We start from the raw sequence: 11,810 nt of genomic DNA, 5'->3' as shown, positions 1-11,810 counted from the left end.
ATAGACAGACAGGAGACAAGCCCATGACCACCCCCATCACCCGGCGCAGCCTGCTGCTGGCCCTGGCCGGCGCCGGCCTGTGCGCCCCCGCGCTGGCTCAATCCGACAAGCCCATCCGGTTCATCCTCCCCAACGCCACGGGGTCGGGCGTGGACGCCATCACCCGCGCCGCGCAGCCCGCGCTGGCCAAGGCGCTGGGCCATCCCATCGTGGTGGACAACCAGCCCGGCGCCGGCGGCATCGTCGGCCTGCAGCAGCTCGCGCGCTCCGCGCCGGACGGCGCCACGCTGGGCGTGGTCTCCAACAACGTCGTCATCTTTCCCAGCCTCTTCAAGACGCTGCCCTTCGACATGCCGGGCGACTTCACGCCCATCGCCGTCGTGGGCTCCACGCCCATGCTGCTGGTGGTCAATCCCGGCAAGGTGCCGGCCACCAACGCCAAGGAGCTCATTGCGCTGCTCAAGTCCCGCAGCGGCGAGCTCAACTTCGGCTCCGGCGGCAACGGCACCATCCTGCACCTGGCCACCGAAACGCTGCTGGACGAGACCGGCACCAAGGCCCGCCACATCCCGTACAAGGGCGTGGGCCCCATGGTCACGGACCTCATGGGCGGCCAGATCGACTTCGGCGCCGTCTCGCTGCCCAGCGTGCAGGGCCACCTGAAATCCGGCGCGCTGCGCGCCATCGCCCTGTTCACGCCGCAGCGCGTGGCCGCGCTGCCTGACGTGCCCACCTTTGCCGAACAGGGCTTCAGCAAGGTCGTGGTCGAGGCCTGGTTCGCCGTCGTGGGCCCCAAGGGGCTGCCGGTGGCCGAGGCACGCCGCGTGCACGACGCCGTGGTGGCCGCCTTCGACGACCCGGCCACCAAGGAGGCCATGGCGCGCCAGGGCAACCAGATCGGCGTCGCCCCCATGGACCAGGCCATGCCCTTCTTCCGCAGCGAGCTGGCCAAGTACGCCAGGCTGTCCAAGAAGATCGGCCTGGAGGCGCAGTGATGCCTGACGGCGCGACGCTGGCCCTGCCCGGGCGGCTGCTGTTCCTGAGCGCCTCGGCCCAGGCCATGGCGCGGCAGCTCGCGGGCGAGCCGCTGACCCCGGCGCAGGCCGGCACGCTGCGCGACGACGTGTCCACCGACGAGATCACGCCGGTGCACATCCTCTCGCACTACGACGACCGCTTGGGCCGCTTCGCCTACACCGGCTTCAAGGCCGGCGACACCGTGCCGCTGGGCCCCGAGGCCGTGCGCGGCGGCGGCTTCTGCGTCACCGTGGCCGGCAAGCGCTACGGCAAGGGCTCCTCGCGCGAGCACAGCCCCTTTGCCGAGAAGCTCGCGGGCATACGCCTGGTGATCGCCGAGAGTTTCGAGCGCATCTACCGGCAGAACGCCGACAACATCGGCCTGTTCACCTCCACCGACTTCGGCCTCATCCCGCGCATCCTGGCCGGCGAGGCCATTGCCGTGGACGAGCTGGTGGAGGGCCGCGACGCCCTGGCCGCCGCCATCCTGCGCGCCGGCGGCCTGCTGCGCTTTGGCCAGCGGCACATGCGCGACGTGCGCCCGGCCGCGGTGGCCGAAGGCGATCGCCCGCGCACGCTGTTCGAGAAGATCGTGGCCCGCCACGCGCTGGCCACCGCGCTCACGCCGGCCGACCCCGCGCCCGGCGACGGCGCCTTCGTCCGCGCCGACCTGCGCTTCATCCACGAGTACTACACTGGCATGGCCGCGCACATGCTGCAGGCCACTTTCGGCAAGCCGCTGGCGCTGCACGATCCACGCTCCATCGTCGTGTTCGAGGACCACACCAACTACGTCACCGAAAGCCCGGCCCACCTGCGCGGCGGCCTGGTGGACAAGGTGCTGGCCATGTGCCGCGCCCAACGCGCCTTTGCCGCCGAGCACGGCCTGCGCGAGCACCGCACGCTCACCGAGGCCGAGGCCGCGCGGGACGATGGCCGCCACGTCGCCGGCATCTCCCACGCCATGGTGGCCGAGCACTACGCGCTGCCCGGGCAGCTCATCGCCGGCACCGATTCGCACACGCCGCACAGCGGCGCGCTGGGCTGCGTGGCCTTCGGCGTGGGCACCACGGACATGGCCAACGCCTTCGTCACCGGCGCCGTGCGCCTGACGCTGCCGCCCTCGCTGCTGGTGCGGCTGGAAGGTCAACTCCCGGCCGGCGTGACCGCCAAGGACGTGGTGCTGCACCTGCTGGCGCTGCCCGCGCTGCGCGCCGGCGCGGGCGTCGGCAAGGTTTTTGAATTTGCCGGGCCGGTGGTGGAAGCGCTTTCCACCGACGAGCGTGCGACGCTGACCAACATGACGGCCGAGCTGGGCGGTTTTACCGGCATCGTCGCGCCGGACGCCGAGACGCTGCGCTTTCTCAAGGAGCGACGCGGCGTGGACATCGAGCTTGAGCCGTGGATGCGCAGCGATCCCGGCGCGGCCTACGCCGAGGTGCTCAGCGTCGATTGCAGCCGCCTCACGCCCATGGTCGCCCGCCCGGGCGACCCCGGCAACGGCGTGGCCCTGGGCGACTTGCAGGAGCGCGTACGCGTGGACATCGCCTACGGTGGCTCCTGCACCGCCGGCAAGCGCGAGGATTTTGATCACTACCACGCCGTGCTGGCCTGGGCCGCCGCGCGCGGCCTGCGCGTGGCGCCGGGGGTACAGCTCTTCCTGCAGTTCGGCACCACGGCCGTGCGCGACCACTGCATTGCCCAGGGCTACCTGCAGGCGTTCGAGCAGGTGGGGGCGCGCATCCTGCAGCCCTCGTGCGGCGCCTGCGGCAATTGCGGGCCGGGCTCGACCACCGAGGCCTCGCAGGTGACGGTGAGCGCCATCAACCGCAATTTCCCGGGCCGCGGCGGCCCGGGCCAGGTCTGGCTGGCCAGCCCGCCCACGGTGGCGGCCAGCGCCATCGCGGGGCGGCTGCTGTCCTTCGAGGAGCTGCAGGCGCAGGTGGACGGCGTGGGCTGAGGGGCGCGGCGACGCCGTCCCGCCGGCTGGCACGCGCGGGCCGGCGTCGCAGCAGTGGGGCGCCGGCCCGCCGCATGCTGCGCGGCCTCACATCGCCCGCAGTACCCGTACCAGGAGACAGCCCATGCCTGACCGCTACGCCATCGTCGGCAACCCGGTGTCGCAATCCAAGTCGCCGCTGATCCACGCCGAGTTCGCGCGCCAGACCGGCCAGGCGCTCGAATACATCCGCCTGGAAGCGCCCGCCGGTTTCGACGGCTTCAAGGCCACGGTGGACGCCTTCCGTGCCCAGGGCGCCCGCGGCGTCAACGTCACCGCGCCCCACAAGCTCGACGCGCTCGCTTATGCGACCGAAACGTCGGACGCCGCCCGCCTGGCCGGCGCGGCCAACATCCTGGCCTTCGACGGCGAGCGCGTGCGCGCCGACAACTTCGACGGCGTCGGCCTGGTCAACGACCTGCGCCTCAACCAGGGCTTCGACGTCGCCGGCCGGCGCGTGTTGCTGTTGGGTGCCGGCGGCGCGGTGCGCGGGGCATTGCTGCCGCTGCTGGCGCAGCAGCCCATGAGCATCGTCATCGCCAACCGCACCGAGGCCAAGGCGCGGGCGCTGGCCGCGCAGTGCGGCAGCGCCGCGGTGCAAGGCTGCGGCCTCAACGACCTGGACGGCATGGCCTTCGACATCGTGCTCAACGGCACCTCGGCCAGCCTCGCGGGCGAGCTGCCCGGCATCCCGTTCGCGGTGTTCGGGTCCGCGCAACTGGCCTACGAAATGGCCTACGGCAAGGGGCTCACGCCTTTCCTGCGCCTGGCGCGCGATGCCGGCGTGCCGCGCCTGGCCGACGGGGTGGGCATGCTGGTGGAGCAGGCGGCCGAGGCCTTCAACTGGTGGCGCGGCGCGCGGCCGGACACCGCGGCGTTGATACGGCAGCTCATGGTGCCGCTGGCCTAGGCGCGTCCGGCCGGCTGGCCGGTTGCGATGCAAAGCGCGCATCGTCCCATCCAGCGTTGGCATTGGACGCGCATCGTCGCCGGTGATGCAATTTCCTGGAGGCCTGGTCCACAGGCCCGCAGGCATCACCAGGAGACAAGCCTCATGAATTCCCGTCGTCGCCACGCGCTGCAGGCGCTTGCGGCCCTCGCGCTGGCCGCCTCGTCCGGCGCCTGGGCCCAGGCCTGGCCCAACAAGCCGCTCAGGATCGTCGTGCCCAATGCCGCGGGCGGCACCTCCGACATCATCGCCCGCCTCATCAGCAAGCCGCTGAGCGATGCCTTGGGCGTGCCCGTCATCGTGGAGAACCGCGGCGGCGCGGGCGGCAACATCGGCGCCGCGGCCGTGGCGCAGGCCACCGACCAGCACACCCTGCTGCTGTGCGACGTGGGCGGGCTGGCCATCGCGCCGCTGGCCTACAAGAATCTCGCCTACGACCCCGCGCGCGACCTGCAGGGCGTGGCCATGCTGGCCTACGCGCCTTACCTGCTGGTGGTGCCGTCCACGCTCAAGGCCACCAACCTCAAGGAGCTGGTGGCGCTGTCCAAGGCCGAGCGGCTGAGCGCCGCCGTGCCCGGCACCGGCACGCCCAACCACCTGGCGACCATGCAGCTCGCGCAGCTCACGGGGCTGCGCTGGCAGTACGTGCCCTACAAGGGCGGCGCGCCGGCCGTGGCCGACACCATGGCCAACAACACCCAGGCCGTGCTCAACGGCATGCCCGCCACCTTGCCGCTGGTGCAGGGCGGCAAGCTGCGCGTCATTGGCGTGTCCAAGGCCACGCGCTCGCCGCTGCTGCCGGACGTGCCGACGCTGGCCGAGCAGGGCGTGGCGGACTTCGTCGCGGGCACCTGGCAGGGCGTCACGGTGTCGTCCAAGATGCCCAGGGAGCAGGTGGCCCGCTTGGGGGCGGAGCTGTCGCGCATCGTGCAAACCCCCGCGGTGCGCGCGGCGCTGGTGGAGGCGGGCATGGAAGTCTCCAGCCTGGGTGCGCAGGAAACCACGGAGCTCATCGCCAAGGAGCGCACGCGCTGGGCCGCGGTGGTCAAGCAGGCCGGTGGCGTGATCGAGGGGGCGCAATGACGCAGCCCGCCCACGACGCCCGCGGCGCGCACGAGGCCCTGCGCCTGCCCGCCGAGGCGCTCGCCGCCTTCGGCCGCGCGCTGTTCGAGGCCGCCGGCATGGAGGCCGACAAGGCCGCCGAGGTGGCGCGGCTGCTGGTGCTCACCGACATGATGGGCCGCCGCACCCACGGCCTGGCCATGGCGCCGCTGTACCTGGCCGACATCGCCAAGGGCGGCATGGCGCTGCGCGGGGAGCCGGAGGTCGTGGCCGACAGCGGCGCGGCCATGGTGTGGGACGGCGCCTACCTGCCGGGCCTGTGGCTGATGAGCCGCGCCATCGGCATGGCCGTCGATCGCGCCGCCACGTTGGGCGTGGTGACGGTGGCCCTGCGCAGGAGCCACCACATCGGCTGCCTGGCGGCGCTGACCCGGCAGGCGGCCGAGCGCGGCTGCGTGGCCGTCATCGCCAACTCGGAGCCGGCGGCGCGGCGCGTGGCGCCCTACGGCGGCACCGAGGCGCTGTTCACGCCGAACCCGTTCGCGGTGGGCTGGCCGGGGCCTGAGCACCCGGTGCTGGTGGACATGTGCGCCTCCATCACCACCACGTCCATGACGCGCCAGAAGCACGTCGCGGGCGAGCAGTTCGAGTTTCCCTGGCTGCTGGACGCCCAGGGCCGGCCCACGCGCGACCCGGCCGTGCTGGAGCACGCCGAGCCGCGCGGGTCGCTGCAGCTCCTGGGCGGCCAGGAGTACGGCCACAAGGGCTTTGGCCTGGCGCTGATGGTGGAAGCGCTGTCGCAAGGCCTCTCCGGCCACGGGCGGGCCGACGCGCCCGCGCGCTGGGGCGGCAACGTGTTCCTGCAGGTCATCGACCCCGCCTTCTTCGCCGGCCGCGAGGCGTTCATGGAGCAGACGGACCACCTCTCGCGCCAGTGCCGCGCCAACCGGCCCATAGACCCGGCGCGCCCGGTGCGCATGCCCGGCGACCAGGCGGCGCGGCTGGAGCAGCAGGCCCGCGCGCAAGGCATTGCCTACGGCGCGGCCGCCTGGACGGCGCTCACCGCTTGGGCCGACCGCCTGGGCGTGGCCGTGCCGGCCGAGGAGGCGGCTATAGACTGACGCGCCCTTCGCCGCCGCGCTCTGCGTCCTTGCGTCTGCGCCGCGCGGCCAGGGGTGCCCGCAGGACCTCGCCCCGTGTCTCTCCCGTTCCAGTTCAGCCAGCTCCGCTGCTTCGTGGCCGTCGCGACCGAGCTGCACTTCGGCCGCGCCGCGCAGCGGCTGAACATGACGCAGCCGCCGCTGAGCCGCCAGGTGCAGCAACTGGAGCACGCCCTGGGCGTGCGGCTGCTGGAGCGCGGGCCGCACGCGGTGCGCCTCACGCCGGCCGGGCAGGCCTTCCTGGGCGAGGCGCAGCGGGTGCTGGAGGCGGCGCAGTCGGCGGCGCTGGCGGCGCGCCGCGCCGATACCGGCGAGGAGGGCAGCATCGCCCTGGGCTACGTGGCCGGCGCCAGCTTCAGCGTGCTGCCCAAGCTGGTGGCGGCGGCCTCCGCGCAGTTGCCGCGCGTGCAGATCGTGCTGCGCGACCTGAGCTCCTCCGAGCAGCTCGAAGCGCTGCGCACGGGGCGGCTGGACGCCGGCATCGTGCGCCCGCCGGTGGCGCTGGCCGACTTCGACAGCCTGAGCCTGCTGCGCGAGCCCTTCGCCGCGGCGCTGCCCGCCGGCCACCGGCTGGCCTCGCGCCGCCGCCTGCGGCTGCAGGATCTGGACGGCGAGAACCTCGTCATGTACGAGCCCGGCCAGGGCGGGCGCATGTACGAGCTGCTCACCAGCGTGTTCCACACCGCCGGCATCACGCCGCACTGCGTGCAGCAGGTGCGCCAGACCTACTGCATGCTGGGCCTGGTGGCCAGCGGCGTCGGCCTGGCGCTGCTGCAGCGCTCGGCCAGCCAGGTCTCGATGGCGGGCGTGGTGATGCGGCCCGTGGAGCTGCCCGCGCACGCGGTGTCGGAGCTGTGCCTGGTGTGGCGGCGCAAGGACGTGGAGGAAAAGCCCGTCATGGCCCGCTTCGTGGAGATGGTGCGCGGCGTGGCCTCTTGAGCCGCGCGGCGGGCTTCATCCGTTCATGTACAGCGAGGCGCACAGGTTGCGCAGCCAACGGTTGGCCGGGTCGTGGTGCATGCGCGCGTGCCAGTACTGCTTGACCGTGTAGCGGGGCACGGCGATGGGGCAGGCCAGCACCTTCAGCCCCCCGTTGCGGGCCAGCGTCTCGCCGATCTGGCGCGGCACGGTGGCCACGAGGTCCGTGTCCGCCACGACGGTGGCCAGGCCCAGGAAGCCGGGCAGGCGCAGCAGCACGTCGCGCTGAACGCGCTGCGCCTTGAGCGCCTCCTCCAGCAGCGCGTGGCTCTTGCCGGACAGCACCTGCACGTGGGCCGCGGCCTGGTACTGCTCCAGGGTCAGCGTGTCGTGGATGAGCGGATGTTGCGGGCTCACCAGGCACACGAAGTCCTGCTCGTAGAACACCTGCTGGTAGAAGCCGGACTCCAGCCCGGGAATGATGCCCAGGGCCAGGTCGGCGTGGCCGGCTTCCAGCTCGCGCGGCGTGCCGTCGTCGATGGGAATGGCCTCCAGCCGCACGCGCGGCGCCTGCGCGCGCACGCGCCTGAGCAGCCGCGGCAGCAGGGTGATGTGGCTGGCGTCGGTCATGCAGACGCGAAAGCCGCGCTGCGCCTGCGCCGGGACGAACTCCCGCGCCGGCGCGCTGATGCGGCGCAGGCTTTGCAGCGCCTCGCGCACCGGCTCGACCAGCGCCTCGGCGCGCGGCGTGGGCTGCATGCCGGCGCCCGTGCGGACGAACAGCGGATCGCCCAGCAGCTCGCGCAGCCGGGCCAGCCACGCGCTGACCGTGGGCTGGCTCTGCTCCAGCGCCTCGGCCGCGCGCGTGACGCTGCGCGTGGTGTAGAGCAGGACGAACAGCGTGAGCAGCTTGGGGTCCAGGAGCTGGGCGGGGTCGTGGTCCGAATGCACTATCGGATTTCCTGATGGCGTTGATCGGCTGTAGCGGATGGACCGATTTTCCCCGCCTTCCTACAGTCGCCGTCCATCGCAGCCACCAACGCAGCAGGACAGCATGGACATCACGGGCCCCGGCATCAAAGGACAAGTCGCCATCGTCACCGGGGGCGTGCGCGGCATCGGCCTGGGCATCGGCCGGCGCCTGGCGCAGGAGGGCTGCCGGGTCGTCATCTGGGACCGCGACGTGTCGGCCTTCGACGCCGAGCGCGCCGGCTTCATGCCCGCCTACCTGCAGCGCGTGGACGTCAGCGACTTCGACAGCGTGCAGCGGGCCTGGGACGCAACGCTGGAGCGCGTCGGCCACGTGGAAATCATGGTCAACAACGCCGGCATCAACGGGCCGGTCACGCCGGTGTGGGAGTACCCGCTGGAGGCCTGGAGCCGCGTGCTGGCGGTCAACCTGGGCGGCGTCTTCCACTGCTGCCGCGTGGCCACGCCGGCCATGCGGGCCGCCGGTTACGGGCGCATCGTCAACGTGGCCTCGGCCGCGGGCAAGGAAGGCGTGCCCGGCATTGCCGCCTACGCGGCGGCCAAGCATGGCGTCGTGGGCTTCACCAAGTCGCTGGCGCGCGAGCTGGCCGACTCCGGCGTGCTGGTCAACTGCATCGCGCCGGTGATGACGGAGACGGACCTGCTCAAGGAAATGACGCCGGAGCACATCGCCGCCTCCAAGGCCAAGATTCCCATGGGCCGCTTCCTCACCGTGGAGGAGATCGCGGCCATGGTGGCCTGGATCGCCAGCCCCGAGTGCAGCTTCACCACCGGCTTTGCCTTCGACCTCTCCGGCGGCCGCGCCAACTACTGACACCGCTGGGCCACGCGACATGAAGCGCCTCATCGGCATTGCGCCGCTCACGCACCTGGAGCTGTCGCCGCCGGACATGGTGAGCAACGCCGCGGCGGCCGGCTGCGACGGCCTGGGCCTGCGGCTCATCCCCGCCACGGCCGACGAGCCGCGGCACGACACCCAGGGCGACACGCCGCTGGTGCGCGAGGCCGCGCGGCGGCTGCGCGACACGGGGCTGCAGGTGTGGGACATCGAGATCTTCCGCTTGCAGCCCGCCACCCGCGTGGCCGACTACGAGGGCGCGCTGGAGGCCGGCGCGGTGCTGGGCGCGCGCCACGTGCTGGCGGCCCCGCAGGACGCGGACACCGCCCGCCTGGCCGACCGCCTGGGCCAGTTGTGCACGCTGGCCGCGCGCTACGGGCTGGTCGTGGACCTGGAGCCCACGCCCTGGTACGAGGTGCCCACGCTGGAGGCCGCCGCGCGCGTGATCGAAGCGACCGGCCGGGACGACCTCGGCCTGGTCGTGGACCCCCTCCACTGGGACCGCGCCGGCGGCACGCCCGCCGGCGTGGCCGCGCTCAACCCGGCGTACTTCCGCTATGCGCAGCTGTGCGACGCGCCGGCGCAGCGCCCAAGCGATCGCGCCACGCTGCTGCACCAGGCCCGCGCCGAGCGGCTCATGCCCGGCGACGGCGGGCTGGACCTGCGCGGCCTGCTGCGCGCGCTGCCGGCGGGCATTGCGCTGAGCCTGGAAGTGCCCATGGCGTCGCTGGCGCAGACGCTGCCCGCGCTGGAGCGCGTGCGCCGCATGCTGGACAAGACCCGCGCGCTGCTGGCCGGCGTGGATTGAGCCGCGGAAGCTGCAGATCCATTCCAAGAACGCAAGACCGCAAGACCGCAAGACCGATATTCCACAGGAGACGAGCCATGAACACCCTCACCCGCCGTGCCGCACTGGCCGTGGCCGCCGCGCTGGCGCTGGCCGGCGCCGCGACGTCCGCCGGCGCGCAGGTGCGCGAGCGCACCATCAAGTTCGCCTACCTCAACCAGGCAGGCCACCCGCAGGACTTGGGCGCCAAGCGCTTTGCCGAGCTGGTGGAAAAGGCCTCCGGCCAGAAGATGCACGTGAAGCTGTTCCCGGGCGGCGTGCTGGGCGGCGACCTGCAGAATGTCTCCGCGGTGCAGGGCGGCACGCTGGAGATGACCAACCTGAACGCCGGCATCCTGTCCTCGCACGTCAAGGAGCTGGGCGTCTTCGACGTGCCCTTCCTGTTCAACGGCCCGGCCGAGGCCGATGCCCTCAGCGACGGCCCGCTGGGCCAGAAGCTGCTGGGCATGCTGGCCGACAAGGGCATGGTGGGCCTGGGCTACTTCGACCTGGGCTTTCGCAACCTGACCAACAACAAGCGGCCCATCAACAAGGTCGAGGACATCGCGGGGCTCAAGATCCGCGTCATCCAGTCGCCCATCTACGTGGACCTGTTCAATGCCCTGGGCGCCAACGCCACGCCCATGCCGTTCCCGGAGGTGTACAGCGCGCTGGAGCAGGGGGCCATCGACGGGCAGGAGAACCCCTTCACCACCATCAAGGCCTCGCGCTTCAACGAGGTGCAAAAGTACCTGACCGTCACGCGCCACATCTACAACCCCATGGCGCTGCTGTTCAGCAAGAAGGTCTGGGACGGCTACAGCGCCGAGGAGAAGAAGATCGTCACCGACGCCGCGGCGGCCGCCATCCAGTACCAGCGCCAGGTGTCGCGCCAGCAGGCCGACGCGGCCCTGGCCGAGCTGAAGAAGGGCGGCATGCAGGTGACGGAGCTGTCGCCGGCCGAGGTGGAGAAGATGCGCGCCAAGGCCAAGCCGGCCATAGACAAGCTGGCCGAGAAGGTTGGGCCGGAAACGGTCAGGGAGGCCTATGCCGAGCTGGCCAAGCTGCGCAAGTGAGTCTTCTTGGGGGCCGGCTGGCCGGGTGGGACGCAAGGGAGCCGACATGACAAGCGAAACCGCCGTGTTGAATGCGGCGCCCGCCGGCCGGGTGGACTGCCACGTGCACGTCTTCGACCCGGACCGCTTTGCCTACGCTTCTGACGCCTTCTACAGGCCCGCGGGCGCCGAGATCGGCACGGCCGCGCAACTGGGCCGGCTGCTCGATGCCCACGGCTTCAGCCATGCCCTGCTGGTTGGGCCCAACTCCGGCTACGGGCTGGACAACCGCTGCCTGCTCGATGCGCTGGCCCAGGGCGCGGGCCGCTACAAGGGGGTGGCCGTGGTGCGCAACGACGCCGGCCGCGACGAGTTGCAGGCGCTGCAGGCGGCCGGTGTCGTCGGCGTGGCCTTCAACGCCGCGCTGCTGGGCACGTCGGCCTATCGCGACGCCGCCCCGCTGCTGCAGCGGCTGCGCGACCTGGGCCTGTGGGCCCAGGTGCAGGTGCAGGGCAACCAGCTGGTGGAGCTGGCCCCCCTGCTGCGCGACAGCGGCGCGCGGCTGCTGTTCGACCACGCGGGCCGGCCTGACCCGCAAGCCGGCGTGGGCCAGGCGGGCTTCCAGGCGCTGCTGGCGCTGGCGGACACGGGGCGGGCCTGCGTCAAGCTCTCCGGCCTGGCCAAGTTCTCGGCGCAGCCGCATCCGCACGGGGATGCCCGGCCTTTCGTGCAGGCGCTGCTGGCCGCGTATGGCCCGCAGTCGCTGGTGTGGGCGTCGGACTGGCCCTTCCTGCGCGCGCCCGCGCGCATCGACTACGGCCCGCTGCTGGCCTTGTGGGAGGCCTGGGTGCCGGATGCGGCCACGCGCCAGGCGCTGTGGTGCGACACGCCCAGGCGCCTGTTCGGGTTTGGCCGCTGAGCCGTGCCTGCGCCACGGAAAAACGGCGGCAACGGGCTGGCGGCATGACAACTTGATGGACATCAATCCCCGGGCGG

Annotated in this window: 11 protein-coding genes; 10 read left to right on the top strand and 1 reads right to left on the bottom strand. The window is 72.4% G+C overall.

Features of this window, described 5'->3' with window-relative positions:
• Window positions 1-23: 23 nt before the first annotated feature.
• The 6 genes from ALA01S_RS11770 to ALA01S_RS11745 all read left to right on the top strand — a co-directional run bounded on the left by ALA01S_RS11770 (window position 24) and on the right by ALA01S_RS11745 (window position 7,126).
• Complete coding sequence (locus ALA01S_RS11770) at window positions 24-995, top strand: Bug family tripartite tricarboxylate transporter substrate binding protein (RefSeq protein ID WP_066336387.1); 972 nt, start codon at window positions 24-26, stop codon at window positions 993-995.
• The gene (locus ALA01S_RS11765) at window positions 995-2,977 is read left to right on the top strand and encodes an aconitase family protein (protein WP_066336385.1); all 1,983 of its coding nucleotides are present in this window, start codon (window positions 995-997) and stop codon (window positions 2,975-2,977) included. The genes ALA01S_RS11770 and ALA01S_RS11765 overlap by 1 nt, the downstream gene beginning before the upstream one ends.
• Before the next feature lie 124 nt (window positions 2,978-3,101).
• Window positions 3,102-3,926 (top strand): shikimate dehydrogenase, encoded by an 825-nt coding sequence (gene aroE, locus ALA01S_RS11760; RefSeq protein WP_066336383.1) that lies wholly within the window; start codon window positions 3,102-3,104, stop codon window positions 3,924-3,926.
• Between the two features lie 144 nt (window positions 3,927-4,070).
• Window positions 4,071-5,048, top strand: a complete 978-nt coding sequence (locus ALA01S_RS11755; protein ID WP_066336380.1) for a Bug family tripartite tricarboxylate transporter substrate binding protein — start codon at window positions 4,071-4,073, stop codon at window positions 5,046-5,048.
• On the top strand, window positions 5,045-6,148 hold the full coding sequence (locus ALA01S_RS11750; protein ID WP_084267461.1) for an Ldh family oxidoreductase: 1,104 nt from the start codon (window positions 5,045-5,047) through the stop codon (window positions 6,146-6,148). Before ALA01S_RS11755 ends, ALA01S_RS11750 begins: the two co-directional genes overlap by 4 nt.
• A gap of 75 nt (window positions 6,149-6,223) precedes the next feature.
• A complete protein-coding gene (locus ALA01S_RS11745) occupies window positions 6,224-7,126 on the top strand; it encodes a LysR family transcriptional regulator (RefSeq protein ID WP_066336378.1) in 903 nt (300 codons plus the stop codon).
• A gap of 15 nt (window positions 7,127-7,141) precedes the next feature.
• Here ALA01S_RS11745 and ALA01S_RS11740 read toward each other — a convergent pair whose 3' ends face one another.
• The gene (locus ALA01S_RS11740; protein ID WP_066336375.1) at window positions 7,142-8,056 is read right to left on the bottom strand and encodes a LysR family transcriptional regulator; all 915 of its coding nucleotides are present in this window, start codon (window positions 8,054-8,056) and stop codon (window positions 7,142-7,144) included.
• Window positions 8,057-8,159: 103 nt separating this feature from the next.
• Between ALA01S_RS11740 and ALA01S_RS11735 the strand changes: the two genes are divergently transcribed.
• The 4 genes from ALA01S_RS11735 (at window position 8,160) to ALA01S_RS11720 (ending at window position 11,733) form a co-directional block, all read left to right on the top strand.
• On the top strand, window positions 8,160-8,909 hold the full coding sequence (locus ALA01S_RS11735) for an SDR family NAD(P)-dependent oxidoreductase (protein WP_066336372.1): 750 nt from the start codon (window positions 8,160-8,162) through the stop codon (window positions 8,907-8,909).
• A 19-nt stretch (window positions 8,910-8,928) separates the two neighbouring features.
• On the top strand, window positions 8,929-9,741 hold the full coding sequence (locus ALA01S_RS11730; RefSeq protein WP_066336367.1) for a sugar phosphate isomerase/epimerase family protein: 813 nt from the start codon (window positions 8,929-8,931) through the stop codon (window positions 9,739-9,741).
• A 77-nt stretch (window positions 9,742-9,818) separates the two neighbouring features.
• Window positions 9,819-10,835 (top strand): TRAP transporter substrate-binding protein, encoded by a 1,017-nt coding sequence (locus ALA01S_RS11725; RefSeq protein ID WP_066336364.1) that lies wholly within the window; start codon window positions 9,819-9,821, stop codon window positions 10,833-10,835.
• Between the two features lie 46 nt (window positions 10,836-10,881).
• Window positions 10,882-11,733 (top strand): amidohydrolase family protein, encoded by an 852-nt coding sequence (locus tag ALA01S_RS11720; protein WP_066336360.1) that lies wholly within the window; start codon window positions 10,882-10,884, stop codon window positions 11,731-11,733.
• Window positions 11,734-11,810 lie beyond the last annotated feature (77 nt).

The organism is Azohydromonas lata NBRC 102462, from assembly GCF_001571085.1.
Taxonomy (GTDB): domain Bacteria; phylum Pseudomonadota; class Gammaproteobacteria; order Burkholderiales; family Burkholderiaceae_C; genus Azohydromonas; species Azohydromonas lata.
This window is presented reverse-complemented; position numbering and strand designations above follow the sequence as displayed.